General features: G+C 43.4%; 19 protein-coding genes and 1 riboswitch. Of the genes, 10 read left to right on the top strand and 9 right to left on the bottom strand.

Going from position 1 to position 26,608, the window contains the following annotated elements; genetic code table 11:
* Positions 1-163: 163 nt before the first annotated feature.
* Positions 164-430 carry a hypothetical protein gene (locus FS373_RS13855; protein WP_144048013.1) on the top strand — a complete coding sequence of 89 codons (267 nt, stop codon included), beginning with the start codon at positions 164-166 and terminating at the stop codon, positions 428-430.
* A gap of 50 nt (positions 431-480) precedes the next feature.
* Here FS373_RS13855 and FS373_RS13850 read toward each other — a convergent pair whose 3' ends face one another.
* Positions 481-1,863, bottom strand: a complete 1,383-nt coding sequence (locus FS373_RS13850) for a sigma-54 dependent transcriptional regulator (RefSeq protein ID WP_322619501.1) — start codon at positions 1,861-1,863, stop codon at positions 481-483.
* Positions 1,860-3,866, bottom strand: coding sequence for an ATP-binding protein (locus FS373_RS13845; protein ID WP_152829643.1), 2,007 nt, complete (start codon positions 3,864-3,866; stop codon positions 1,860-1,862). The genes FS373_RS13850 and FS373_RS13845 overlap by 4 nt, the downstream gene beginning before the upstream one ends.
* A gap of 448 nt (positions 3,867-4,314) precedes the next feature.
* Between FS373_RS13845 and FS373_RS13840 the strand changes: the two genes are divergently transcribed.
* The gene (locus FS373_RS13840) at positions 4,315-6,105 is read left to right on the top strand and encodes a flavocytochrome c (RefSeq protein WP_144048010.1); all 1,791 of its coding nucleotides are present in this window, start codon (positions 4,315-4,317) and stop codon (positions 6,103-6,105) included.
* Between the two features lie 203 nt (positions 6,106-6,308).
* Here the strand turns inward: FS373_RS13840 and FS373_RS13835 are convergent, their stop codons facing one another.
* Positions 6,309-7,298, bottom strand: a complete 990-nt coding sequence (locus FS373_RS13835; protein WP_144048009.1) for a class 1 fructose-bisphosphatase — start codon at positions 7,296-7,298, stop codon at positions 6,309-6,311.
* Between the two features lie 267 nt (positions 7,299-7,565).
* Between FS373_RS13835 and FS373_RS13830 the strand changes: the two genes are divergently transcribed.
* Entirely contained in the window at positions 7,566-9,818 is a 2,253-nt protein-coding gene (locus FS373_RS13830; protein ID WP_416221764.1) for a DPP IV N-terminal domain-containing protein, read from the top strand.
* 322 nt (positions 9,819-10,140) lie between these two features.
* Here the strand turns inward: FS373_RS13830 and arcA are convergent, their stop codons facing one another.
* Positions 10,141-10,860 (bottom strand): two-component system response regulator ArcA, encoded by a 720-nt coding sequence (gene arcA, locus FS373_RS13825; protein ID WP_144048008.1) that lies wholly within the window; start codon positions 10,858-10,860, stop codon positions 10,141-10,143.
* 576 nt (positions 10,861-11,436) lie between these two features.
* On the opposite strand from arcA, the gene FS373_RS13820 reads away from it, so the two are divergent.
* The 4 genes from FS373_RS13820 to FS373_RS13805 all read left to right on the top strand — a co-directional run bounded on the left by FS373_RS13820 (position 11,437) and on the right by FS373_RS13805 (position 19,193).
* Positions 11,437-11,880, top strand: a complete 444-nt coding sequence (locus tag FS373_RS13820; protein ID WP_144048007.1) for a DUF3293 domain-containing protein — start codon at positions 11,437-11,439, stop codon at positions 11,878-11,880.
* Between the two features lie 244 nt (positions 11,881-12,124).
* Positions 12,125-12,299, top strand: a riboswitch (Lysine riboswitch).
* A 147-nt stretch (positions 12,300-12,446) separates the two neighbouring features.
* The gene (lysC, locus tag FS373_RS13815; protein ID WP_152829641.1) at positions 12,447-13,796 is read left to right on the top strand and encodes a lysine-sensitive aspartokinase 3; all 1,350 of its coding nucleotides are present in this window, start codon (positions 12,447-12,449) and stop codon (positions 13,794-13,796) included.
* Positions 13,797-13,853: 57 nt separating this feature from the next.
* Positions 13,854-14,963 (top strand): succinylglutamate desuccinylase/aspartoacylase family protein, encoded by a 1,110-nt coding sequence (locus FS373_RS13810; RefSeq protein ID WP_152829640.1) that lies wholly within the window; start codon positions 13,854-13,856, stop codon positions 14,961-14,963.
* 432 nt (positions 14,964-15,395) lie between these two features.
* On the top strand, positions 15,396-19,193 hold the full coding sequence (locus tag FS373_RS13805; RefSeq protein WP_322619500.1) for a S8 family serine peptidase: 3,798 nt from the start codon (positions 15,396-15,398) through the stop codon (positions 19,191-19,193).
* 172 nt (positions 19,194-19,365) lie between these two features.
* On the opposite strand, the gene asnC is transcribed toward FS373_RS13805, so the two are convergent.
* Both asnC and rluA read right to left on the bottom strand, forming a co-directional pair.
* Positions 19,366-19,827 carry a transcriptional regulator AsnC gene (gene asnC, locus FS373_RS13800; protein WP_077754866.1) on the bottom strand — a complete coding sequence of 154 codons (462 nt, stop codon included), beginning with the start codon at positions 19,825-19,827 and terminating at the stop codon, positions 19,366-19,368.
* Between the two features lie 231 nt (positions 19,828-20,058).
* Entirely contained in the window at positions 20,059-20,736 is a 678-nt protein-coding gene (gene rluA, locus FS373_RS13795; RefSeq protein ID WP_144048005.1) for a bifunctional tRNA pseudouridine(32) synthase/23S rRNA pseudouridine(746) synthase RluA, read from the bottom strand.
* A 208-nt stretch (positions 20,737-20,944) separates the two neighbouring features.
* Between rluA and FS373_RS13790 the strand changes: the two genes are divergently transcribed.
* Positions 20,945-23,140: a winged helix-turn-helix domain-containing protein gene (locus tag FS373_RS13790; RefSeq protein ID WP_152829639.1), complete on the top strand. Its 2,196-nt coding sequence runs from the start codon at positions 20,945-20,947 to the stop codon at positions 23,138-23,140.
* Positions 23,141-23,453: 313 nt separating this feature from the next.
* Positions 23,454-23,729, top strand: a complete 276-nt coding sequence (locus FS373_RS13785) for a hypothetical protein (RefSeq protein WP_144048004.1) — start codon at positions 23,454-23,456, stop codon at positions 23,727-23,729.
* 288 nt (positions 23,730-24,017) lie between these two features.
* Here the strand turns inward: FS373_RS13785 and FS373_RS13780 are convergent, their stop codons facing one another.
* The 3 genes from FS373_RS13780 to FS373_RS13770 form a co-directional block, all read right to left on the bottom strand.
* Positions 24,018-24,323 carry a hypothetical protein gene (locus FS373_RS13780; protein WP_144048003.1) on the bottom strand — a complete coding sequence of 102 codons (306 nt, stop codon included), beginning with the start codon at positions 24,321-24,323 and terminating at the stop codon, positions 24,018-24,020.
* 145 nt (positions 24,324-24,468) lie between these two features.
* Positions 24,469-25,026 (bottom strand): class I SAM-dependent methyltransferase, encoded by a 558-nt coding sequence (locus FS373_RS13775; protein ID WP_144048002.1) that lies wholly within the window; start codon positions 25,024-25,026, stop codon positions 24,469-24,471.
* Positions 25,001-25,411, bottom strand: coding sequence for a hypothetical protein (locus FS373_RS13770; RefSeq protein ID WP_144048001.1), 411 nt, complete (start codon positions 25,409-25,411; stop codon positions 25,001-25,003). The genes FS373_RS13775 and FS373_RS13770 overlap by 26 nt, the downstream gene beginning before the upstream one ends.
* Before the next feature lie 207 nt (positions 25,412-25,618).
* Here FS373_RS13770 and FS373_RS13765 point away from each other — a divergent pair, with 207 nt between their 5' ends.
* Entirely contained in the window at positions 25,619-26,608 is a 990-nt protein-coding gene (locus FS373_RS13765) for a 2-hydroxyacid dehydrogenase (protein WP_152829638.1), read from the top strand.

Genomic DNA, 26,608 nt, shown 5'->3' with positions numbered 1-26,608 from the left:
TACAGCTTTTTTAGAGATGGATTATTATCTTGTATTAATCTAAGTTCGATTTTGTTATCTAGCTCGTATCAATTTGTCACACCCTGTGGATGAGCTGTAATTTTTGGCGCACTCCCTGTTACCTTAATTACTACTGAGTTAATAAATAAGGTTAGGATGACCGATGAAACTTACTGTTTTTATTCTCTGTGTATTGTTAATTTCCGCATGCTCTTCCAATGATTTATCTCATGCCAGCTGCGATTTTGTTTCTGGGGCTGCGGAAAACGAGCGACAGCGTGAACAGGGCCTAAGTAGTCCTGGGGCGCGTGATATACAGGCTGATAGTAATAAACGAACTCAAGATACCAGTGTCGGCTTTTTCAGCATACTTGCCGGGGCACTTAGCAGGGCATTATCGAGTGACGACGCCGATACACCTTGTTTATAGGCCTGTATATTCGATCTGAGGACCAGTATTTGATGATTGTGCATTAAAAATCATCTTTCTTTCGTCATTCGCCTGCTCAATGCGCTTTGGCTAATACCCAACATTCGGGCCGCGGCAGTCTGGTTGTTGGCGGTGCGGCTCATGGCTTCGTCTATTAAGGCTTGACTCATTTCTGCTAATGTCGGTAACTCTTTTGGGAAACTGATTGAATCTTGCGGTTTAATGACACCGTTATTTCGCTCGTTCATCGCCTCCATAAAGGAGGTAATATTAAGCTGTATACCGTCACTGCGGCTGACTCCGTCAAATACCATGCCCTTAAGTTCATGCAGGTTTCCGGGGAATTCATAATCTGCTAATTGGCTGGCTAAATTTCTCGGCTGCTGTGGCGACTCTAATCCCATTTCATTTGCTGCTAAGTTGATGAAGTGGTTGATCAGCATAGACAGGTCGAGTTTACGTTCCCTCAATGGTGGCAGTTTTATCTTATGAGTTGTTAGCCTGTAAAGCAGGTCACTGCGAAATTTCCCTTCTCGATTGAGGGCGAGCAGATCATGTTGAGTCGAGGCGATTATCTTACAATTGACCGGGTAGGGGCGGTCACTTCCCACCGGATAGTATTGTTTGTGTTCGATGACATCGACCAGCTTTGCCTGAGCCTCTAAGGGGAGGTCGCCAATCTCATTGAGATAGAGTAAGCCTGTGTGGACATGGTGCAGGGCTCCAGCCTGAGCACTGACCTGACCATCTGCATAGCTGGTGATTTTTCCAAATAATTGCAGCTCAAAGGCATCATAGTTTACTCCTGCAAGTGTGATATTAATAAAGGGTTCATCGGGGCAGGTGAGCTGATGGCAGGATTTAGCAAATTCATCTTTGCCTGTGCCGCTTTCACCACAAATAAGAATGGGCTCAGGGCTCATGGCAACGGCTTCGAGATAACTGAATTGATCCAGCAGTGCAGGTTCGCAGGTGAGAATGTTATTGAATGCTTGGGGCTGAGCTAAGGTACGGCTGAGAAAGCGCTCTTTTATCATCAGATAGTTACGTTCGAGCCCGACGACTTCTAATGCCCTACGTACGGTGCGGGCAAGGTCGTCGACATTATCTGTTTTGATAAAATAGTCATAGGCTCCATTTTTAATACAACGAACGGCAGTATCGACCTCATTGACCCCTGTTACTATGATCACCCGAGTCTTAGGGGACTTACAGCGGATCATTTCCAATAGGTTTTCACCCGAGTGAAAGGGCATGGTTAAATCGAGGAGCACCAGGGCATAATCATTGAGCGACAGCCTGTTATCCACTTGTCGACTGTCGACGCAGGTATCTATTTGGGCTTCGGGAACAAGGCGATTGAGTGTGATGGCTAAGCTTCTGAGCCAGGAAGGTTCATCATCGACCAAGAGGATATTTCTTGCTAACTTCACGTGTCTTGCTCCAATGAGAGTAATTTGAGTGTCTTGATTGAATCAGATACGGATAAAAATTGAATTTTGATACAGGTTCCCTGGCCGAGGCGAGAACTGAACTGCATCTCCGCCATATGCTCCTTGATAATGCGGCTACAAACAGACAGGCCCAATCCGCTGCCGCCACAGGATCGTCGAGTGGTAAAAAATGGCTCTGTGATGCGCTGCAGCGTGGTGCTGTCCATGCCTGTCCCCGTATCCCTGATGGTTAAGCTGACCCCATCTTCCGATGTGCTGGTTTCAATGGAGATGGTGTCACTGTCGGAGTCATCTCCAGTGGCTGGTTTACATGCGTGACAGGCATTTTGGATCAAGTTGATTAATACCTGATGTAGCTGCTGAGCATCACCCATGATCATAGGTGCGGGCTCATTTAACTGAGTGCTGAGCCTGAATATCTTGGTCTGATTAGCCGTTAATCTCAGGGAAACCTTGACCACTTGGTTTAGGTCTAATAACTGATGCTCTGTGGTGATTGTCGGTAAGGCATAGCGTTTGAGATCGTTAACGATACGACTTATTCGCTTAGCCCCTTCCTCTATGCTCAAGCTACTGAGTTGTAGTTCCGTCATGGCGCGATTTGGCTCTAGGCCTGCAATTAACCAGAATGGATTCTGTTTTTGATAAGCATCCGTAGCTTGTTGTAGATCTTTGAGGGCATGATTAAAAAAGGCAATGGAGTGGATGATGATCCCCGTTGGGTTGTTGATCTCGTGTGCGATCCCGGCAGATAACTCTCCCAATGAGGCGAGTCGGCTGGCCTCATCATTGGCTTGTCTGAGGTTATGCTGCTCGGTAGCCTCCTCCAAGAGGATGACGGCTTGATCATTTCCTATGGGGTGGATCTGTATCTGCCAAAATTGAGTGCGATAGGCCATATCGGCTATCAATGATGTTTGGTTATCCAACACTTGGACTAAGGTGCTGTTGAGCTGGAAAGTGTCGCCATGAGTAAAGTGGAGCTCTGAACTGGTCAACAATTCGTTGTTATTATCGTTACTCCAAAGGCGCTTACCTTCACGATTAAATAAGGTGACGCCGTGTGGGATGCCATCGAGTACCGATTGAAACTGTTTAGAAAGGCTGGATATCTGATGTTCAGCGCGCTTTCGTTGAGCCAGCTCAAGGTTGAGGGCTAGGGTCCTTTTATGTAGGCTGCGACTGATGTAGCCGGTAAGCAACATGCCTAATGCCGAGATGACGCTGACTAAGATGGCGAGCCAGAACATTCTTTGCTGAGTATTGGACAAGTCGACCTTCTCGCGGCCTGTGCCAAACCACTTATTCACTAAACGATCGTATTCCCCGGACAGTTTAAGCTGCCTCAATGCATCGTTTATCTCGGCCATGAGCCGGGCATTTTTATGGTTGCTGACAAAATTAAATGCGCCATAGATCAAGGGATCACTCGAACTTCTTATGGATGGGTAGAGAGGTTGCAAGCGTCTGGCAACGAAGTTCTCCGCCAGCACCACATCGACATCTCCTGAGATTAACTGCTGAAAACCGGTTTCGTAGAGATCGACATCGACTCGCTGAAACTCCTGCGCTTGCCCTGAGAGGTACACATCGACGAATGCCCCCTTCTTTATCGCCACACGTTTGCCTATAAGATCGTGCCAGCCGTGGACAAAGGCTTTTCCCTGTAGTGTGTAAGCCTTGGCATGAGTGGCGTAGATGGGATCGGATTGACTGAGTTGCCTGTCTATGGTGATAGGGCTCACGACCGCAATCACATCGATGGGACTGGTGTCGTCATGAACATCTGCTAGCAGTTGTTGAAATGTCTTGCGCCTGACAACAATGCGTTTACCTGTCATCTGGCCGATGCGACTCATTAATTCTAAATGAAATCCCTGATCGACGCCGTTGTTGCGCCACTCCAATGGCGCCGTCTTAGAGTGGACACCAAAAATGATATTCTCATCTGTCTGCCAAGCCTCAACGGCAGTGCTAAACATGGAGCATAGTAGGTAAAGTAGGCCTGTTATAGGGCATAGGTATTTCATGGGCTGAGATTAGCATGAGAAGCTTTGTTGGAACTGTGTCATTAGCCTCGATTCCAGACATTTGTTGCTAACTTTGGTCACTTGTTCGGGGTCTGATTTAGCCTATTACCGCCTTCATCAATAATGTGTGATCTCTGCCTCTATCTCTCATGCAAAATTGCATAACAGGCTGTGAATTTATGCATCCTTGCATGGCGTCAATATGACCCTGTGAAGCGGATTATATTTCTGTTTACCCAGTAAGAGTTTTGCTTGATAGCCAGTAGTCAAAGGCAGAAAATTGACATGAATTAGTGAGTTAATGATATCTGAATTCAATACTTGTTGATTTCAGAAACTATAGATATGAGCTGTTAGCCAGGGCAACGAAGATTGCTAGGTTTAACAGTGAGGAGATATGATGAAAAAGCTGAAAAGTGCAATTTGCCTGGCCACCTTACTGGGCACTGCGGGTTTTGCCGCTAATACTATGGCTGCGGATACGCTTGCCGATTTTCATGGTGAAAACCAAGAGTGTGAAAGCTGCCATACTCCGGATGGCGAGCTATCTAACGATAACCTGAGCTACGAGAACGCCCAGTGCGTATCTTGTCATGGTGCCATGGACGAAGTTGCTCAAGAGACTAAGCATGAGCACTATAATGCACATGACTCCCACTTTCCTGGTGAAACATCCTGTACGACCTGTCACAGTGCTCATGAACAATCAATGGTCTATTGTGACTCTTGTCACAGCTTCGATTTCGATATGCCATATGCGGGTAAGTGGGAGCGTCACGAGCCAAGCATTGCCGAGCTTGCTAAAGATAAGTCTGAGCGTGAAACGGCATTAGCCATGGCGCCACAGGACACAGTCAATGTGGTCGTAGTTGGCTCTGGTGGTGCGGGCTTCTCAGCTTCTGTATCGGCCCATGACAAGGGGGCATCGGTTATCCTCATTGAGAAAGAACCTGTGATTGGTGGTAACGCTAAGCTGGCTGCTGGTGGTATGAATGCCGCATGGACGGATCAACAAAAAGCCAAAGGTATCGAAGATAGCCTTGAGTTAATGACTAAAGACACCATGAAAGGGGGGCGAAATCTTAACGACCCGGCTCTGGTCGATGTGTTGGTTTCTCACTCTAAAGGCTCAGTAGATTGGATGACGGCTATGGGTGCCGACTTGAGCGATGTGGGTCGCATGGGAGGCGCATCGGTTAACCGTACTCACCGGCCTACTGGCGGCGCGGGCGTGGGAGCACATGTGATCCAAGTGCTCTATGATAATGCGGTTAAGCGTGATATTGACATGCGCATGAACACCCGTGGTATCGAAATTCTTAAAGATAATTCCGGTAAGGTGAAAGGCCTGCTGGTTAAAGGTATGTACAAGGGCTACTACTGGATTAAAGCCGACGCAGTTATCCTGGCAACGGGTGGATTTGCTAAGAATAACGAGCGCGTGTCTAAGCTAGATCCTAAGTTAAAAGGATTCGTATCGACTAATCAACCTGGTGCTACAGGTGATGGTATCGATGTCGCGGCTAATGCAGGCGCTGCAATGCAAGATCTACAATACATCCAGGCTCACCCAACCTTGTCCGTTAAAGGTGGTGTGATGGTCACCGAAGCGGTGCGTGGTAACGGTGCTATCTTAGTTAACCGTGAAGGTAAGCGCTTCGTCAATGAGATCACTACCCGTGATAAAGCGGCTGCAGCAATCTTAGAGCAGACAGGCAAGACAGCCTTCTTGATTTTCGATGACTCAGTGCGTAAGTCTCTGAAGAAGATCGATAAGTATATCGGTCTTGGTGTTGTACCGTCTGCTGACTCGCTGGTGAAGCTAGGCAAGTTGGAGAATATTGATGGTAAAGCATTAACCGAAACCGTCGCGCGTTACAACAGTTTAGTGACGAGTGGTAAGGACACTGATTTTGAGCGCCCTAACTTACCTCGCGCACTGAACGAAGGTAACTATTATGCTATCGAAGTGACTCCTGGCGTTCACCACACTATGGGCGGCGTGAAGATAGATACTAAGGCGGAGATCTTAGATGCCAAGAAGCAAGTCATTCCTGGGTTATATGGTGCTGGTGAAGTGACTGGTGGCGTACATGGTGCTAACCGCTTAGGGGGCAATGCTATCTCAGATATAATCACCTTCGGTAGACTCGCCGGCGAAGAGGCGGCTAGCTATTCTAAAAAGAAATAGCTCTAAGACTCTTTATATGAGCTTGTATTTTAGCAAGGGGCAAACTGATTAGACCCCACAGTTTTCCCGTCACCCAAATACCGCTACCCGATAAGGTAGTGGTATTTTTTATCTCACCTTTAGCGAAATAAACCCAATCTTATATAAAAAGCTCATAAAAAAAGCCGCTAAAGCGACTTTTAATATGTTGCTAGAACCTTTTCTTAAACCTCTGGCTCTTCACTGTAATCGACTTCATGATACTCAAGGCAAGTATCGACTTCGTTAGCTGAGCCTAAGATAACGGCTACGCGCTGGTGAATTTCACCTGGCTCGATATCCATGATGGTTTCATAGCCGGTAGAGGCCTTGCCGCCCGCTTGCTCGACTAAGAATGCCATAGGGTTTGCTTCATACATCAATCTAAGCTTGTATGGCTTCTCAGGGTTCTTGTTGTCGGTAGGGTAAGTGAAGATGCCACCGCGTGACAGTACACGATGCACATCGCCGACCATGGCAGCTATCCAGCGCATGTTGAAGGCTTTCTCTCTCGGACCTATGGTGCCAAGCAAGAGATCGGCAATATAGGTTTGCATTGGAGCTTCCCAGAAACGCTGGTTAGACATGTTGATGGCAAACTCAGCCGTGTCTTTACTGATAGACATGGCTTCTGTCGTTAACAGGTATTCGTTAGTTTCCGGGTTTAAGGTAAATAACTGCACACCTTTACCTGTGGTGAGAGCCAACATAGTCGAAGGACCATATAAGACATAACCCGCAGCGACTTGCTTGCGACCCGCTTGCAAGAAGCTTTTTTCTGTTAGTTCGCCTTTAGGGGCGGGTAGAATCGAGAAGATAGTACCCACTAATGAGTTAATGTCGATATTCGATGAGCCATCCAATGGATCGAAACAGACCAGGTAGTCACCCTTAGCGCCTACCTCGACGATAAAGTCTTCCTCTTCTGATGCCAGGCCACGGACTGTATCGTCTTTATCCAGCGCATCTTTGAGCATATCGTTAGTAATCACATCTAGCTTCTTTTGGGTTTCACCCTGAACATTTTCCTGCTCTGTGGTGCCGAGTACGCCGGCAAGAGCTCCGTGACGGACGGCATGACTGATCTCTTTAGAGGTGTTCGCTAAGGTGTGAATAAGCTGAGTCAAAGAGGCATTGATGCCTTGTGATGTCAGGTTTTGGGCCAAAGTCTGCATGTTATTTCCTATACAAGTCGAGCTGAGCTCGAGTTTGAGATCGGGTCTAATGTGAGTGTTCTTATTTGGCGCGATCATACCTGAGATTGAACTTTTTTTCAGCGTAGGATAGCGGCAAATTATAACTTGGGCAGTGTGTTTCAGTTTTTGCTGACTTTAGTGCACAATGTCAGCGATATTTATGTCGTTTGTTAATGATACCAATCTCATTAGTCGGCATGCGGTAATTACATTTAGATCCAGGACATAATAATGACAATAAAATGGATGACCTCAGTGCTATTGGCGGTGCCTATGATTTTATCAAATACAGCTTGCTCGACAGTCACTAGTACGACTAATGCAGAAAAAGAGCACTCACTCGAGGGAGGCGCTACGCTTCTGAGTATCGAAAGATTATACGCTTCCCCCGCATTGGCAGGCACTAGTCCCAGGGGGCTTAAGCTTTCACCCGACGGTAAAAGAGTGACCTATCTTGCGGGACGTAAAGACGATCAGTATTTTTATGACTTGTGGCAGATGGATGTAGCCAGTGGTAAGCAGTCGATACTACTCGATGCGGATAAGCTCACCATAGGTGAGCTTTCTGATGAAGAGAAGGCAAGGCGAGAGCGCCAACGCATATATGGTCAGGGGATCATGGAGTATTTCTGGTCTGATGATAGCCAGGCCATGCTCATTCCAGCCTCTGGCGTGCTTTACTATTTCTCGGTTGATGATGCCGAAGTAAACTTGCTACCTACGGGTGAAGGCTTTGTCACCGATGCTCGTTTATCTCCTAAGGGAAATTATGTCTCTTTTGTACGAGATCAAAATCTGTTCGTGTTAGAGCTGAAAACCAGCAAGCTAACCGCCATGAGTACTGATGGTGGCGGGGCGATAAAAAATGCCATGGCCGAGTTCGTCGCGCAAGAAGAGATGGACCGCATGACTGGCTATTGGTGGTCACCGGATGAGTCGGCCATTGCCTATACCCGTATCGATGAGTCTGGCGTTGAGTTGGTGACTCGTAATGAGATCTATGCTGATGGTATCAAGTTAACCGAGCAAAGATATCCCTATGCGGGTAAGAATAATGTCACGATTAAATTAGTCGTGGTGACACTCGCCGACCAGAAGAAAAGCTGGGTCGATCTTGGTAAAGAGCAAGATATTTATTTGCCCAGAGTTAACTGGTTGCCGGATAGTAAGCGATTATCCTATCAATGGCAGAGCCGAGATCAGCAAACCTTAGATCTCAGAGTGGTATCCCTTGCTCAGATCGATAAATCTAGGGTTTTAGTCGAAGAGCGCAGTGATGCCTGGGTGAATCTAAATAATGATCTGCATTTCTTAAAGCAGCAAGAGAGCTTCATTTGGGCCTCGGAGCGTGATGGTTTCAATCACCTGTATCTGATAGGACTGGATGGCAAGGTGAAAAAGCAGCTGACATCGGGAGACTGGACCGTCGATGAAGTCGAGCTGGTGGATGAGAAAACGGGATGGATCTACTTTACCGGCCGTAAAACTCTGGTTACCGAAAAACATCTTTATCGCGTGCCTTTAAACGGTGGCGACGTCGAGAATATCAGTCAGCGAAGCGGTATGCACTCTCCAGTGTTTGCCGAGAATGAAGCCGTTTATCTGGACTATTTTAGCAGCTTGTCACAACCGCCGCAGATTAGCCTACATGGTGATAAGGGTCAGCAACTCGCTTGGGTAGAAGAGAACGAGGTGAATAAGAGTCACCCTCTCTATCCCTTCTTCGGATTGTGGCAGTTACCTGAGTTTGGTCAGGCTAAAGCAGAAGATGGCCAAGCGCTGCAATATCGTCTGTTTAAACCGACTAATTTTAGCGCCGACAAGCAGTATCCTGTGGTTGTTCGAGTTTACGGTGGCCCCCATGCCCAGTTAGTTGTCAACAGTTGGAGCGAGCACGATTACTTCACTCAGTATTTACTCCAGCAAGGTTATATCGTGTTCCAACTCGATAACCGAGGTTCGGCGCACCGAGGGACTCAATTTGAGCATGTGATTTATCAGCACTTAGGCGAAGCGGAAGTTAACGACCAGAAAGCTGGCGTCGATTACCTGCGTACACTTCCCTTTGTTGATGGTGATAACATAGCCTTGTACGGCCATAGCTACGGTGGCTATATGGCCTTGATGGGTTTGTTTAAGGCGCCGGATTACTTTAAGGCTGCCATCTCAGGTGCACCAGTGACTGACTGGGCCCTATATGACACCCATTACACCGAGCGTTATCTGGGCCATCCGCAACAGAATGCCGAAGGCTATGAGGCCAGCAGTGTACTGCCATATGTGAAAGGCTATCAATCTGGCTTGCTGATGTATCACGGCATGGCCGATGACAATGTACTTTTTGAGAACAGTACCAAAGTGTATAAGGCGTTACAGGATGAGGGTAAGCTATTTCAGATGATAGACTATCCGGGGTCAAAGCACTCGATGCGCGGCGAAAAAGTGAGAACGCATTTGTATCGCTCACTGGCCGATTTTCTTGAGAGAGAATTAAAATAAAGCGTTGAAATACAGAGTCGAAATAAGGCTCGAGCTAGAATCTAAGAGCGGTAAGTGGTAAGTAAGAGCTGAGGCTTGAAGGATTCCAGCGCTGTATCGAGGCTTACAGCTTTCTTAGCTCTGTCTTGGGCCTTATAGCTTAAAACTCGAAGCTTTCTTAGCCCTGTCTTGGAACTTACAGCTTACCGCTCTGTTCCAGACATAACCCCCCCTCTTTGGTCGTCCGTGGCCAGCGGGGATAACTTTTCAGTTATAGGAAGTCCATATATAAAAAAACCAGCCCTTGGGCTGGTTTTTATTGAACAAGTATAAAGCGTTAGCTTTATGCTTCTTCTAAGTTACCGCAGAAACGATAACCTTCACCGTGAATCGTGGCGATGATTTCTGGCGTATCTGGCAAGCTTTCGAAATGCTTACGGATACGACGAATCGTTACGTCAACGGTACGGTCATGTGGCTTAAGCTCGCGGCCTGTCATCTTCATTAGAAGGTCGGCACGGCTAAGGATCTTACCTGGGTTCTCAACAAAGTGCAGCATAGCGCGGAATTCACTACGTGGCAGCTTGTATGGTTCACCTTGTGGGCTAACCAAAGAACGGCTGTTGATTTCAAGGCTCCAACCGTTGAAACGGTAGAACTCAACACTGTTCTTATCTTCGGCTTCTGCACCTGTGCTATTGACGCGAGTCAATAGGTTGCGAGCACGAATAGTCAGTTCACGTGGGTTGAATGGCTTAGTGATGTAATCATCTGCACCAATTTCAAGCCCTAATATTTTGTCAACTTCATTATCTCGGCCCGTTAGGAAGATTAGACCGATATTGTTTATTTCACGAAGTTCACGTGCTAACAGAAGACCGTTTTTGCCAGGAAGGTTGATATCCATAACAACCAAGTTGATCTTATTTTCCTGCATGGCTTTATGCATCTCTGCGCCATCATTGGCTTCAGTTACCACATATCCTTCAGCTTCAAAAATACTTCTTAGCGTGTTACGGGTAACGGCTTCATCTTCAACAATCAGAATGTGCGGGTTTTGCATATTAATTTACCTAATGTGTTCAAATCTATTCTAACCATGAGCGTGTGTTATCAGTGCTAAATACGCTCGATCTTGTCATGCTGACGCTTACTGATCTACGATAGGTGCTTTCAAATTGGCTGAAACAGCAACACACTTCTTTGATTAGTAAAGTATGCGTATCTCAATAAATGGGAACGCGAACTGTATTCACTTCGATAAACAATAGTAGGGTTAGTTCCCTACATTAATAAATATTTATGAAGTTTAAATGCGAAACTAAGCACTGGTCGCATTTTATACAGAAATCTGGTTGGCTTTAAGTTCTATGCCAGTTCCACTTTTAACCAAATGCATCATACTAATAAATGATGCAGAACCAACCGACTGGATCTATTGTACTCGTTTTAGGCAATTGTTAACAAATGAAATGTTAACAAATTTCCTTGTGGATTTGATCTGTGTCACACTTTTATTGTTAACCTATTGATATTTAAGTGTCTTGAAAAATTACTTTTAGTGATCTACATCACGCCTCTATGAAGATATACTAAATTTGCTATAATAATTTCAATCAAATTGAGGGATATGGTCAAGATGATAGAGTCAAATAAGCGATTGTGGCAGTACTATCAAGAAACTGAATTTCTGTTTACCCAAACGTTATCTTCTCAGTTATCTTTTGCAATTATCACGGCCCATAACCCTAAGGGTCAGATCCTCACCTCTTGTCAAAATCGACTCTTAGATAGGCAACTACTGCTCGCGATAGAGAAATTTAACAGACCCTATCGTGCCGTTGTGGGGGCTTCTCGTGATCGCACTCATATGGAAAAAAGCTGGGCAGTCGCTATCGATAAGCTCAGCGCGGCGCATCTGGGATTGAAATTTAAGCAAAATGCTATCTATTTCGTTGATAATAACCAGTTAGCCTTAGTTCCCTGTCTGTTCTCTCAAACTGAGCATCAAAAAGAGCTCATCATCGGCGACTTCTCTAAGCGGGTTAGCTTAGTGAGTGAGCTGCCAGATTTGGATTATTAGCTTAAATCGAGAACTAACTTCCCTGTGATTGTCGAATAAATTGAGTTGTTAAAGTCATATTGTCTGTTCGATCTCGTTCGAGATGACTTAGCTTTCTACTCTCAAATTTCATACATCTCTATTCTATAAGCATAGATTTGCTAATTTTTTCAGCAATAGTTGAGGTTTTCCATTGCTTGGTCAGCCAAAATTTGATAATTTTCTCTTTCCTTGTTCTCTTTTTGATTAATGTCGACTGAGCGTGAGGTACAGAAGAGGAGCGTTAACTAGGTAGTAAGTCTAAAGAGTCCAAACTCTGCAGATGACTTATGAGGGAGATTAGCGCCGAGATATCGAGTATTTGGAATTACTCTATGTCGGTCGAAAGGGTTGAATCCCTTAGATTGTCACCTGTTTATTGGTGGAGAGCTTCTGGTGGTGATCGCTGTTTCCCGTCTCTGGGGTGCGTAATCTTTGCACCAGGCTCTTCGAACGAAGTCAGTTCGGAGTGTAATCATGTTTGTTTTATATCCTTATCTATTTTCAAATGAATCTTATCTGTGTCTGCATTCTGCGGAGGCTGTGTAATGTCACTTATTGTCGCAAAATTTGGCGGTACCTCTGTGGCCGATTATGCCGCCATGAGTCGCTGTGCCGATATAATTCTCGCTAATCCTAATACCCGTGTTGTGGTGGTAAGTGCTTCGAGTGGTGTCACCAACTTGCTGGTGGAGCTGACCCAAGAGCAGATAGGTGAAGAGCGAAGAATGCAGCTCATTAAACAGATAGCCCACATTCAATATCAAATCTTAGATTCCCTTGGTAGCCCACAAGAGGTTGCCGCAAGACTAGATACCGTGTTGAGTCGTATCTCTGTTTTGAGTGAAGAGTTGAGTAAAAATAGAAATAAGGCAAGGATAGATGAGCTGCTTGCTCAAGGTGAGCAATGTTCATCGGCTTTGTTTGCCGCAGTGCTAAGGGAGAAAGGGGAGGCGGCCAGTGCATTCGATGTGCGTCAGGTGATGCGCACTGATAGTCATTTTGGTAGAGCCGAACCACAAATAGAGACAATATCTCTGTTAGCAGCAGAGTATTTAGCTCCACTGTTATCATCGCAGCGCATAGTGACTCAGGGCTTTATTGGCGCCGATGATGCTGGAGCTACGACGACTCTGGGCCGTGGGGGGAGTGATTACTCTGCCGCCTTGTTAGCCGAGGCCTTGAAAGCGACCGCCGTTGAGATCTGGACCGATGTGGCCGGCATTTATACCACTGACCCTCGCATCGCACCTAAAGCCAGCCCTATTGCGGAGATTAGCTTCAATGAAGCCGCCGAGATGGCAACATTTGGTGCTAAGGTGCTTCATCCTGCCACCATTCTTCCTGCTGTCAGACAAAAAATTCAAGTCTTTGTCGGTTCTAGCCGAGAGCCAGAGCGAGGTGGCACCTGGATCCGCCACCAAGTTGAAGATGCTCCGGTTTATCGAGCGGTTACTGTTCGCCGGGATCAAACATTACTCAATCTGCATAGCCTGCAGATGCTCCACGCCCAAGGTTTTCTGGCCGAAACTTTTGCAACTTTAGCCAGACATAAGATCAGTGTCGACTTGATCACAACCTCTGAGGTAAATGTATCACTGACCTTAGATAAGACGGGATCCGACTCTGCTGGAAATGGCCTACTCAGTGAGTCTCTGTTGCAAGAGTTATCGCAACATTGCCGAGTTCGAGTCGAAGAAGGCCTGGCGCTGGTAGCCATAGTTGGCAATAAGATCGCTTCCACTCCGGGTGTATGCCGCCGTGTTTTTGAAGTGCTGGAACCCCATAACGTGCGTATGATTTGCCAGGGTGCTAGCCCGCACAACTTGTGTGTTTTAGTCGCCGAGTCGGAAGCTGCGCAGGTGGTCAGGGCGCTGCACCAGAATTTGTTTGAGTGATAAAAGTCTTAAGCTCTCGGTTTTAGAATCGAGAGGCTAGGATGTGAAGGATTGAATATGAGTTTTACCCAATCATCATTGAAGATAGGTGAATTGGCCACAGGCCAAGATCTCACCATACCCATATTTAGCTATGAGTGCGAAAGCGCTACGGGGCCTAGCGTCTATATTCAGGCGAATGTACATGGCGCCGAGGTGCAGGGCAATGCGGTTATCTATCAGCTGATGAAATTGCTGGAGCAATACAGCATATGTGGCGACATCACACTCGTGCCTCTGGCCAACCCGCTGGGGATTAATCAAAAAAGTGGCGAGTTCACCCTGGGCCGTTTCGATCCTATCACAGGTGTGAATTGGAATAGAGAATACCTAGATCATAAAGTGGATGTGGCAGCTTGGTATAAGGCTCATGATGCTCTTAGTGATGCTGACTTGATCGCTCAATACAGGGCCATGTTGATTGAAGCCTGTTATCAACGCTTAAACAGCGAATGGGGCATCACTACCGGACACCAGCAGGCGGTCAATTTGCAAGTGATGGCGCATCAAGCTGATATTGTGTTAGATCTCCATACTGGGCCTAAGTCTTGTAAACATCTCTATTGTCCTGAATACGATGCTAAGGCGGCATCTTTCTTCTCCATCCCTTATACCTTGTTCATTCCCAATGATTTTGGTGGCGCCATGGATGAATCTATCTTCTGCCCCTGGTGGCAGCTCACCGAGCATATGAAATTAGCGGGGAGGGATTTGAAGGTACCAGTCTCAGCCTTTACCTTAGAGCTTGGTTCTCAAGAGAAGATAAATCTCGAAGATGCCCTAGTCGATGCTAAAGGTATCTTGGCTTATCTGAGTGAGCGTGGCGTCATCGAACAGAAGATTGTTCCTGCTAGGATGAAAAGATATGCCTGTTATCTGCAAGACTATAAGAAGTATCATTCGCCTCTCGGCGGCATGGTCGAGTATCTGGCTGAAATCGGTGAGCCTTTGAAACAGGGAGAACCATTAGCGAATATTCTGAGACTCGACCTTTATGGAACCGATAAGACCATAACCCCACTCAGTATAAATAAAGATTGTGTACCTATCCTGCACTTTGCCTCGGCATCGGTTTATCAAGGCACTGAGCTTTATAAGGTGATGACCAAGGTGTTTGAGATTTCTTAGGCAGGTCAGTTTCTTTTTGTAATACGTTTCCCATCTGTTTGTATATTGAGTTCAACTTGCTCCTTGCTTGCTCATTATCCGCCTCCCACTTGTTGCGTGACTGGATCTAGGTTGCTCCTTCTATGTTAACTACTTGGGTTGTTAATTCGTATAAGTTATTTAAAATTCGTTTTCAACCCGATAATTGGACTATTTAGTATAATTAAAGCCCGTTTGTAACATTTTATGTACGATAATATGAGGGCGAATGTTTAAATGTTTGCTTGGTATCGATTCTTTGTTTGCCGCTTTGTTTGTTATGTGTTAAAAAATCGTAAGTCTCGGTCAAATGTGCTAAGGATTGCCATTTTACTCAACCTTTATTCTATTAAAGGGGGGCTACAACAAAGTTGGATAAAACAAAAATACTATAAAGTATTAAGGAATTGATAAGTGAAAACCAAAATCGCAATTGCAGTATCTACTGCGCTACTCGCCATGTCTGCAAATGCTAGCATTACGCATTCTGAAAATAATTACAGCGTTACATTGTCTAAACCTGCAGAAGCTCGAGCTCTAATTTCTGTAGTTGATTCTAAGTCATATTCAAATAATCAAGTGGTTAGAAACAATGCGGTATTTACTCCTGAGGCAAACTTAGGCGACGGTACATATAGATATTTTGTTCGCTTAATTGAAAGTCCTGTCGCGCTTTATCAAGGTGGAATAGAGGGTTATCACGCTACTTCTTCTGATGTGGTAAAAGGTAAAAGTAGAAAACTAGACGTAAATAGTAAGAATGTTAAGTCATACCGCTCATTCATTACTTCACGTCAAGATAGTGTAATAAGGAAAGGAACTGCACTATTAGGCGAGCTGAATGTAAAGCAGAGAACGACTTTAGCCTACAATGGCATGGTTATCGAAATGACTCAATCTCAAGCAGCTAAGCTGGCTGGTGTAGCTGGCATTGCTCACGTTCAGAGAGAAGTTTTACGTAAGCCTATGACTGATTCTGGTCCAGCAATCATCAAGGCTCCATCAGTGTGGAGTGGGGAAGCGACTGGCACCGAAAGTAAAGGTGAAGGAATGGTGGTTGGTATCATAGATACCGGTATCAATACCGATCATCCTTCATTTGCTGATGTTGGTGGTGATGAATACGATCACACTAATCCTTGGGGTCAGGGGGTGTATTCAGGAGATTGTGCGGGTGATTTCCCTGAACTTTGTAATGACAAGTTAATTGGTGTACATAGCTGGCCTGCAGTAACAGATGGCTATTTAGATTATGATATTGATGTTCCTGCAAATGGCGAAGATCATAATGGGCATGGATCCCACACTGCTGGTACCACTGCCGGTAATGTCTTAATTAATACCGGCGTACTAAATGTTGACGGTGGAGAAACTGGCGTTTTATTTGAATCAATGTCGGGTGTCGCACCACACGCAAATATTGTTTCATACCAAGTATGTCTTCCGGGTGAAGATGATGAAGTCGGTTTCGCTGGATGTTTACCTTCATTAACAGTTCTGGCGGTTGAGCATGCAATTGAAAACGGTGTTGATGCTCTAAACTATTCTATTGGTGGCGGTTCCAGTAATCCTTGGAACGATGCAGATGCTCTAGCATTTTTATCTGCTCGTAAAGCGGGGATCCATGTTGCTACTTCCGCTGGTAACTCCGGCCCAGGGCCTGAGACTGTTGGTTCACCAGGTGATGCTCCCTGGCTAACTACTGTTGCTGCCTATACTCATGATCGAGATTTTTCAGAAAAAACAGTAGGTGGTTTCACTGGTGGTGATACTGCTGTACCTAAAGATCTTGCGGGTAAAGCAATGACTGGAGCTTTCTCTGGCTCTATTGTATATGCTGGTGATTTTGTAAATACTAATGATCCTGATAACGATCCTGCTCAGTGTTTACAGCCATTTCCATCAGACACATTTGCAGAAAACACAATAGTTGTATGTGATCGAGGTGCAATTGCACGTGTAGATAAGGGTCGTCATGTCCTCGCTGGCGGAGCTTCTGCGTTAGCGCTTGCTAATGTACAGGGTGGAGCGACAAGTGTCGTTGCCGATGCCCATGTACTACCAGCAATTCATATCGATGCAGATAAAGGGGATGAGCTACGTACTTGGCTGGCAAGTGGTGAAAGTCACACGGCTAATATCACTGGAACTGAAGTGGTTCAAGATGACAAATTGGCTCGTATTGCGGCAGAATTTACATCACGTGGCCCCAACAAATCTGTTCCTGATGTAATTGCACCATCGATTGCAGCTCCTGGTGTGAGTATTTTCGCAGCTTATGCCAATAGTCAGTCTGATAGTTTCAAAGAGAGCCCAGATCCAAGTGATTTTGGGTTTTTAAGCGGGACATCTATGGCGAGTCCACATATAGCTGGTGCTCTAACATTACTAGCTAGCGTTCACCCTGAGTGGACTCCAGCTGAAGTGCAATCTGCTTTGATGATGACTGCAAATCAAGAGACCTTTAAAGATGATGGTACTACACCATCTGATTTCTTCGATATGGGGTCTGGTTATGCCGATGTTGAGGCTGCTGCCAAAGCCGGCTTAGTGATGGATGAGACTTACGTAGGCTATGTTAAAGCTGATCCTAGCCTAGGTGGACAACCTTCTGAGATAAACTTACCAACTATGGCAAATGCTAAGTGTGTTGATAAGTGTACTTGGACACGTACCGTTAAAGCGACAAAAGATGGCTCTTGGACTGCTAGTACATTAGGTGTAACTGATGGTTTAGTATTGACTGTAACCCCTGAAGCGTTTGAATTAGAAGCGGGAGACTCTATAGAGTTGACTGTAACTGCCAATATTTCTTCTGCTAGCGAAGGCTGGAACTTTGCTAACATTAAGCTGGAAGCTGAAGGGATTCCCGAAGCTAAGTTACCTGTAGCTGTTAAAGCAAGTGGTCACAACTTACCTGAAAATATATTTATTACAGCAGGTCGTGCGGAAGGCAGTGTTACATATAGTGGGTTTGTATCGAGTGAGCTTTCAAATATCACAGCTGGTGTTTACGACAAGTCTACTGATTTGATTAATCCAAAAGTGTTATCTGTACCTGAAGATGGTTACGACTTTACAGCTGTTTCACTCGATAAGAATGCAGCAAATATCATTTTCTCTATTTCTTCTGAAACCGCACCTGATGTTGACCTTCGGATTTTAGATGCATCATATGTAAAAATAGGCAGTAGTGCTGGTCCTGACTCAAATGAGTCTGTAGCATTTACTGATTTACCTGCAGGTGATTACTATGTGGTTGTCGATGGTTACAAAGCATCCGCTCCTGATGGTTCAGATAATGTAACTGTTGCTGTTACTTCGGTCATCTTTAATGAAGAGTCACTGAGTTCTGATGTATCGGTATCTGTCGATGAAGCAGAAGGAGAGTTTAGTTTAACTTTTAATTGGGATACTAAGGTTAGCTCTACGGGTATTCTTGCTTTGGAAACCGATGATAAGAGTTTCTTGATGCAACTGCCTTACAGTATTACTCGTAAGAATGATGTAACACATATCACTAATCTTTCAGAAGCTATGGTTGCAGGTGAGTCTACTCGAATTAGCTTTGATGTTGAGCCAAACTTCACTGATAAGGACAAAGAGTATTCTTTCACAGCCCAAATTTCAGCGGGTCATAAAGTTGAAAATATTTCTAATGATGGTGTCCAGGAAGGAAATACGATTGCTTGGACTGTAACTCAGGCTGCTTCTTCTGGTGAGAGTTTATCAGTTGGTTTTGATTTCATTCCGACTAAGGCTGGTGATGCTTATGCGGTTAAACTGTCTAATGAACTGGATGGTGATCTGGTTGAAGAAACCGTTAAATTTGGTGTAATGGAAGTTGCGCCAGTTGCTGTTATTGATGCTCCTAGTAGGGTTACAGATACTCAAAGTATTACTCTAGATGCTTCTGCTTCATATGATGGAAACGGAGATGAACTAACATATCGTTGGATTCAAACTGGTGGATTACCTGTGGAGTTTGATGAGTCATCTAAATCCTTTATGTTTAACTCTCCAGAAGTTGATAGTCAGGGGGTTATATTATCATTTGAACTGACCGTAACGGACAGCAATGAAAATACTAATACAACTTCTGCTGCTATCTCGATTACTGACACGCCAAAACGAGGTGATGGAGGCACAATGGGATGGATGACTCTACTCTTGCTTCCCTTAGCTTGGGTTCGTCGTAAAATAAAGTCATAATTTTTTCCTAGAAATAAAAAGGCTAACGAAAGTTAGCCTTTTTTGTTTTGAGTGCATTCCCTTAAAAGTGCCGAAACTTTGATGACTTATCTGAGACATGATTAAGTATTGTCAGTGTTGAATCCTAGAATACGAATGACATCAGTAATTGAAGAAGATCAAGGCTATTACTTTATGGTTTAACAGCCCTTGTGATGGGATTTTGTAAGCTAATTAATGTTTCGGTTGATTGAATTTCATCTATGGATTGAATGCGATTAATGAGCACATGCTGTAATCCGTCGATGGATTGGCACATAACCTTTACAAAAACGCTGTAATTTCCTGTGGTGTAATAGGCTTCTACCACCTCTTCTAGTTCGTTTAACTTAGATATCGCAGCGGGGTAATCACCAGCACTCTTTAAGTTGATACCAATAAAGCAGCAGACATCGTAGCCAAGAGCTTTAGGATTTACAGTTATCTGGGCGCCTGTGATGATCCCTGCTTGTTTCATCTTTTCGACGCGAACGTGAATGGTACCTGCGCTGACGTTGAAACGTTTAGCCAGCTCTGCAAATGGCGTTCTAGCTTCTTTCATCAATGCAGATAAAATTTGATTATCGAGTTGGTCTCGTTGAAATGATGTTTCCATAATGAAATTCTTAAAGTAATAACTAATGATGAATAACTTACCTTTAATTATGATGAAATTCTATTAATAAGGTGTGGTTGATATCAAATCAGTAAATATAGAGGTTGGTAACGAGTGACAATGGATAAAAAGTAAGTCTGGTTGTCATATGCCACTGTAAGAGAAGTATGTGATGTGAAACTCATAAGATAGGGGGGAGGCCCCCGTATTCGCTGCTTAAACCTTAAACCTCTACTGGTTATTTTCAGCAGTCATAAAAGGTACTTCGCAGTTAAAAGTAAGCTCTTTACTTGAATATGGCTGTTTGATAGTGAGCTCTTGTGCGTGCAGTAGTAAGCGACTTGCTAAGCGCTTAGCTAAAGGATCAGCATAGAAGTTATCACCGAGTATAGGGTGGCCTATGGCCATCATATGTACTCTCAATTGATGAGAACGACCCGTTATTGGGGTTAATTTGACTAAAGTTGAGTGTCTAGCGTAGCTGATTACTTCAAAATGAGTTAAAGATGGCTTGCCAATTTCATGATCTACTTTTTGTTTAGGTCGGTTGGGCCAGTCACAGATTAAGGGCAGACCTACACTGCCTTTCTGTTCCTTTATATACCCCGCAACTCGTGCATAATATGTCTTCTTGGTTTCTCGTTCTCTGAACTGCCTCTTTAACTCTTTTTCAGCATTTCTCCTAAGTGCGACAACGATCACACCCGATGTCGCCATGTCTAATCTGTGAACTATTTGGGCATTGGGGTGCTCGTCTAAGACACGACTATAGACGCTATCTCTATGTTCAGGCGCTCGACCTGGTACAGAAAGGAGTCCTGAAGGTTTATTTACGACCAAAATATCTTTATCTTGATAGATGATGTCGAGCCAGGGATCAGTAGGTGGGCAGTAAATAAAATCGGACATTTAAACAGCCAAAACATGAATTCGAGGCAAAGATACCTTCTACATGATAGCAGAAGCAAGGTAAATGTTATCTTAGTCAAACTTTCCTTCAGTTTAACAACCGTAATTATATTTGAGCACTATTGATTTCATCAGTGTATATTGCTCTAATTTCAATGTTTTCTAATATAAACCTCTTTCAAATCATTGATTAATTAACTGGTACTTAATGATAACTCAACCTAGATATCGCTTGGCTGACAGGTTAATAGACCCTAGCCAATGTACGATTTTAAAAGATGGAATTTTACTCAAAGTAGAGCTTAGAGCGATGCAGGTATTGCTGTGTCTCATTAAGCATGCTGATGAGCCTGTTAGTAGGGAGATGTTATTAGAAGAGGTGTGGTCAGGGGGAGAGGTTTCAGATAATGCTATAAATCGCATTATAGGTTTGTTGCGCAATCAACTTGGTGATAATGCAAAGTCTCCTAGCTTTATTAAGACATTGCCCAAAGTGGGTTATGTGCTGATTTCTGAAGTTACTTTAGTTAAAGCTATTTCTAGAAAAGAGAAGTTTACTGAAGAGGTTGTAGCTGGAAGTCTCATTGGTGTAAGGGAAGGTGCCGATGCTAACTCACTAAAGAAAAACGTTTTTTCTTTCTTGTATACGCATTCAGGAAAATTTGTACTCTTGTTATCAGGCTTGATAGTTGTCTCTACTTGGCTTGCCTTTAAGTATCTATCATTGCCTCAGCAAACTAGATCTATTTTTCATGATGTAAAGCTGAAACGGTTAACCTATTTCGATGGTCAAGAATTTAATCCGGACTTGTCTGATGATGGAAAGTTATTGGCTTTTTCTCAAAGAGAGTATGGGGAAAAGTACTGGCGGTTGGGGCTAATGAGAATTGACAATGGTGAAGTCAACTATCTTAACGACCCTTTTGATAGCCAAGGTTACTCATCATTTAGCCCTGATGGCTCCCAACTTGCGTATTTATCGTTTAATAAGTCAGGTGAGTGTCAAATCAACAGAGTTGATATTATTGATGGGATGTTTGGCAATAGGGAAAAAATTATTGATTGTAAAAATCAAATGCAATCAACAAGTATCGAATGGAAAATAAATGGTAATGGTATATTTTATATTGATGAGAGCCATCAGTTAGATTACCTGAGTCAAAAAATGGTTTTCTCAGTGAGTTTATCTGGGCTTAATAAAAAACAATTGAGCCTGCCCTACCCCATAGGACGAGGGGATTACTCTATAAGTTTGTCTCCAAATGGGAATGATTTGGCGGTAATAAGGAATGTAAGATGGTATCAAAGTCAGATTATGTTGCTCTCTTTGAATACTGGTAGCTGGATAGATCTATTTAAAGTCGATTCTCTTTTACACTCAGTAGGCTGGTCCGGTGATAGTGGTTCTATTATTTATAAAACAAATGATGGGAACCTTGCGAGTTATAACATAGACAAAAGCAGCCATGAGCAATTTACAAATATAATGCAACCTATCATGTCACCTGTTTCAAACTCTTCTGGTGATGTTGTTGCTGTACTAGGAACATTTGTTAAAACAGAAATTTTGCGTTTTAAAACCCCCTTTGATGCAGACGAATCTACCAATGGTGTCTTCGCAGTAACTAAAGATAAAAGTGTCTTTATTTCATCCAATAGTTCAAATATTAGGGGGGTAATAAGTCCTGATGGCAAAAAAATGGTGTTTGAATCTGATAGAACTGGAATGGCTAAACTTTGGTTTAAATCTGAAAGTGGCAGTGAAGTTCAATTAGATGCATTCGAAGATATTCAATTTATTAGAGATATTAGTTTTTCATTTGATAGTGAGTTTTTATTAGGGCGTCAGGGGAATAAACCATTTACTTATAATATACAAACTCAAGTTCTAGAATACATAGATGTGGATGAGAATGTTGAGGTTTACAATGTATCTTGGGGGGTAGATAAAGCGCATTTTGTTGCATCAGTCGACATGCTTGGTAAATCATCCATAGATTTAATAGATGTACTAACGGGAAAGTCAATACGAACATTAGCCGATGGAGGAGAATTTGGACGCTATTCTTCTACGGGAAGGTTTTATTTTACTCGGCACAGCCAAGGTTTGTGGGTATTAGAAGGGGGGGAAGAAAAGTTACTGATTGATGACTTTACCGTAAGGACAAACATGTCTTGGATGATAGTTAAAAATTACCTGTACAATTTAGTTTATGTTGAAGGTGTTAACTATATCGAACGAATAAACCTAGTTGATTATAGTAAACAAACTGTAAAGTTGGATAATAATAATATTATTGGTAATTCTATCTCTGTAGATGAGCATGGGAATGTTTTCTTAGTCGCTTCAGAGCAATCTAATGTCGATATTGTTAAGATTGTCTTTAGTAAGGTCGACCTGTAACCCATTGTTTTTTAGGTTAATCATGTTTTCATCACTTTATTATTATGACTTGATTATTGTGAGGCTGTAATTTTGTTAGTGCAGGTTAACCCAGTAAATTGTTAAAAGACTGTTTTACAAAAACTTTACCCTGGGTTTTACCACAGTTAATATTTTTAATATGTTTTTTGATATCTGGTCCATATCAAATGCCTATCATTATTAGTAATTGTACTATGGTTATTATTAGTCTTTTATTGTTCTGGGTTAATCTGCAAATTATAAGTAAAATTATAAGTAATTGTTATTAAATATTCTTAATTAAGGGTTGAAAATGAAAAATTTAAAAGAAGATAAATTGTTATCTAACCTGTCTAATGCGGCTAAGGCATGCTCCTTGTTTTTAGTTTGCTTTTCTGTTTTTGCTACACCGGGTTCGGATAGCGACAATTTAAAAGATAAACAAATTGAAATAAAAAAAGAACAAGAGAGAATGCAAGAATACCAACGTAGTTTACTTAATGAAAAGTCAGGTCTTGATTCCGGTTCAATTGTTATTTCTCCTATGTCAGGTTGTGAACCATTTCCTTGCAGTGGTATCCAGTTGTAAAAAATATATACTATTTTGTTTGATTAGATTTGAAGTGAAATTTGTCGAATTAGATGTAATATAAATATATTTTTATTAGCGTATATCCATTTGCATGCTACTGAGCCTAACTACGTATGTTTGCAAGCCTGGACAATAAGTAGATAAAAATATAGTCATCTCCCCTTTTAGACATAGGTGTTTTCATTTTGATTACACCTTTTTTTTGTCATTTTTATAAAGGGGCTATTTACAAAGAGCACAACAGAGTCAAATCAAGCTAAATAGTTTAACTTTAAGACAATTCCCTTATGAGAAGCTGTTGCCGTTGACGTGCATTAACGAAAAAGTCCAAACCACGAATGAGAGTAGTGAGTGAATCAAGGCGTAGACGGCTTGATCTAGTCGCTCCATTCCGCGAGCCTGCCATATCAAGTGTCCGTGAAGTATCACAACCACTGGAAATAATAGTAAGACGGGGTAGAAGCTGACGGCGTGACTGAGTGAAAAATGGGTGTCGCTGAAAAGGAGTCGGCTTAAGAGAGCCCATAAGACCATGAGTCCGGTAAGCATGGGTGGGGCGATATGCCGAGACTGTTCTGAATTTAGTACCATAGTCTGCCTTCCTTGTAATATTGAGCCTGCTTTACTGGCTGTTTATTCTTCTTGCTGTTCTTTTCTAGCCATATTTAATGGTTTAATTTCAATTCTAGCTTTTAACTAATGTCTTACTTTAATTTTAGCTTAACTTTATTCTAGATTAGCAACTAGGCTTGCGGGCGATCAATTGTGCCTTGTAACTGAGGTTCAAATCACTCATGACTTCTCCCTCAAAATAATGCAGAAGAGTCCATTTTTCAAATTCATTTTTGAGTTCATTGGATTTCAACAGGAACTTTGGGTTTCTCGGTCGTCCTATTTCAGCCTGTTTATCGATGAAGGTTTCATAAACGATCAAGCCGCCAGGTTTTACTGTGGCTGCAATCTGTGGAAAAAGAGGCCTATGTAAATAGTTGAAAACTAAGACTAGGTCATATTTGTTTTGCGCTAGCTCTGGCGCCGAACCATCTTCCAGGTCCCATGCCAGATAGGTGTGCTCTGTTGGCATCGAATCTGCCTGAGGCTCTGAAGGCATACAGAGATTAGCCAATGACTTGTCAATAAAGGTGACTCTATGGCCTTTATCGGCAAACCAGAGCCCATTACGGCCACTACCACAGGCGAGATCTAAGACCTCACTCTTATCTAGCAGGTTTAACTCTTGGTTTTCGGTGATTAGCCTAGAGGAAAATTCAACCTTTAACTTCTTTTCTTGCATCGATTCTTCGCCCATGAATTATTGAAAAGTGCCTTAAGCTTGCCGGGCCATGTGAGACGACAACAGAGAGTAGTAACACTGTGATTAACAGCTCAGGCTTGTAGCTGGCGAAAGGAATGAAAAGGGTCAATAACCCTAATTTTACTAAGGTTAGTACGCCTTTCAACTGGATTAGCCAGCGCCAATCTCTGACTATTTCCCATAACATGAGCAGTGAGCCAGTTGTCATGGCCATGCACCAATAGACGAGCCACTCTTCTTGGGCCACGCCCAACAAAATACCACCACCGGCTCCTGTTATCCCCAAAATGTGTATCGCTCTAAGTGAGGTTTTTCCAAGTCTTTGCAACCAAAATTGCCTTTCAGATAACTTAGTATTTTTCATATGAGAGCGGATACTGGCTAGGTGTTGAAGAGCTACTAGTTTATCAGGAAATGACAGGCTGTGAAGCAATATGGGGCTAATTTTAAAATTCCTTGCCTGCATGTGGGGGCATAGTTAAATAACTTACACAGCTTAATTAAACCAGATGTACCTTAATGTGAAAACAAGAGGTAAACTTTCATGACTGAATATTTGTAGGCGAATGGAATGAAGATAGGATTTTTTAGTGCCAAGCACTATGACATGGAACACTTCGATCGTACTAACCAGGCATTTGGTGCATCCATCGAGTATTTTGATTATCGGCTATGTATGAAGTCAGTTAAGTTGGCCCATGGTTTCGAAGCTATCTGCGCTTTTGTAAATGATTCTCTCTGTGAGGAGGTGCTAGTCGAGCTGGCTAAAAATGGCACTAAGATAATCGCCATGCGTTGTGCTGGCTTTAATAATGTGGATTTGGTCGCGGCAGAAAGATTGGGGCTCAAAGTCGTTAATGTACCAGCTTATTCTCCCGAGTCAGTGGCCGAACACACCATAGCCTTGATGCTGACGTTGAACCGTAAGGTGCATAAGGCTTATCAACGCACCCGAGATGCCAATTTCTCCTTAGAGGGCTTGGTTGGCTTCAACATGAATGGCTGCACTGTCGGTGTGATAGGCACAGGTAAGATAGGTTTAGCGACAATTAAAATCTTGCTGGGGTTTGGCTGTACGGTTATCGCTTATGACCCTTACCCAAATCAGTCTGTGCAGGATCTCGGTGTCGACTATGTGTCCCTCGATGAGATGTACCCTGTCTGTGACATCATCACACTGCATTGTCCTCTCACGAATGATAACCATCATCTATTATCTAAATCTAGCTTCAATAAGATGAAAACGGGGGTCATGGTGATCAATACTAGTCGAGGTGGTTTACTCGATGCCTTAGATGCTATGGAGGCATTAAAAACGGGACAGCTTGGTGCGTTAGGCTTAGATGTATATGAAAATGAGAAAGAGCTATTTTTTGAAGATAAGTCGAATGAGATCATTCAGGACGATATTTTCAGGAGACTATCGGCTTGTCACAATGTCATCTTTACCGGGCATCAGGCTTTCTTAACCGCTGAAGCCCTCGGCGCTATCGCATTGACCAGTCTCACCAATGTTCGCCGGTTACTCGATGGCAAGCATTGCCCCAACGAGCTATTTTAA

The sequence above is a fragment of the Shewanella sp. YLB-07 genome (assembly GCF_009377275.1).
This window is presented reverse-complemented; position numbering and strand designations above follow the sequence as displayed.

What these genes read in the sequence shown, in the direction of transcription:
- FS373_RS13855 (WP_144048013.1), top strand. Translation starts at nt 164, where the DNA reads ATGAAACTTACTGTTTTTATTCTCTGTGTATTGTTAATTTCCGCATGC.
- FS373_RS13845 (WP_152829643.1), bottom strand. Translation starts at nt 3,866, where the DNA reads ATGTTTAGCACTGCCGTTGAGGCTTGGCAGACAGATGAGAATATCATT.
- FS373_RS13840 (WP_144048010.1), top strand. Translation starts at nt 4,315, where the DNA reads ATGAAAAAGCTGAAAAGTGCAATTTGCCTGGCCACCTTACTGGGCACT.
- FS373_RS13835 (WP_144048009.1), bottom strand. Translation starts at nt 7,298, where the DNA reads ATGCAGACTTTGGCCCAAAACCTGACATCACAAGGCATCAATGCCTCT.
- FS373_RS13830 (WP_416221764.1), top strand. Translation starts at nt 7,566, where the DNA reads ATGACCTCAGTGCTATTGGCGGTGCCTATGATTTTATCAAATACAGCT.
- arcA (WP_144048008.1), bottom strand. Translation starts at nt 10,860, where the DNA reads ATGCAAAACCCGCACATTCTGATTGTTGAAGATGAAGCCGTTACCCGT.
- FS373_RS13820 (WP_144048007.1), top strand. Translation starts at nt 11,437, where the DNA reads ATGATAGAGTCAAATAAGCGATTGTGGCAGTACTATCAAGAAACTGAA.
- lysC (WP_152829641.1), top strand. Translation starts at nt 12,447, where the DNA reads ATGTCACTTATTGTCGCAAAATTTGGCGGTACCTCTGTGGCCGATTAT.
- FS373_RS13810 (WP_152829640.1), top strand. Translation starts at nt 13,854, where the DNA reads ATGAGTTTTACCCAATCATCATTGAAGATAGGTGAATTGGCCACAGGC.
- asnC (WP_077754866.1), bottom strand. Translation starts at nt 19,827, where the DNA reads ATGGAAACATCATTTCAACGAGACCAACTCGATAATCAAATTTTATCT.
- rluA (WP_144048005.1), bottom strand. Translation starts at nt 20,736, where the DNA reads ATGTCCGATTTTATTTACTGCCCACCTACTGATCCCTGGCTCGACATC.
- FS373_RS13790 (WP_152829639.1), top strand. Translation starts at nt 20,945, where the DNA reads ATGATAACTCAACCTAGATATCGCTTGGCTGACAGGTTAATAGACCCT.
- FS373_RS13785 (WP_144048004.1), top strand. Translation starts at nt 23,454, where the DNA reads ATGAAAAATTTAAAAGAAGATAAATTGTTATCTAACCTGTCTAATGCG.
- FS373_RS13780 (WP_144048003.1), bottom strand. Translation starts at nt 24,323, where the DNA reads ATGGTACTAAATTCAGAACAGTCTCGGCATATCGCCCCACCCATGCTT.
- FS373_RS13775 (WP_144048002.1), bottom strand. Translation starts at nt 25,026, where the DNA reads ATGCAAGAAAAGAAGTTAAAGGTTGAATTTTCCTCTAGGCTAATCACC.
- FS373_RS13770 (WP_144048001.1), bottom strand. Translation starts at nt 25,411, where the DNA reads ATGAAAAATACTAAGTTATCTGAAAGGCAATTTTGGTTGCAAAGACTT.
- FS373_RS13765 (WP_152829638.1), top strand. Translation starts at nt 25,619, where the DNA reads ATGAAGATAGGATTTTTTAGTGCCAAGCACTATGACATGGAACACTTC.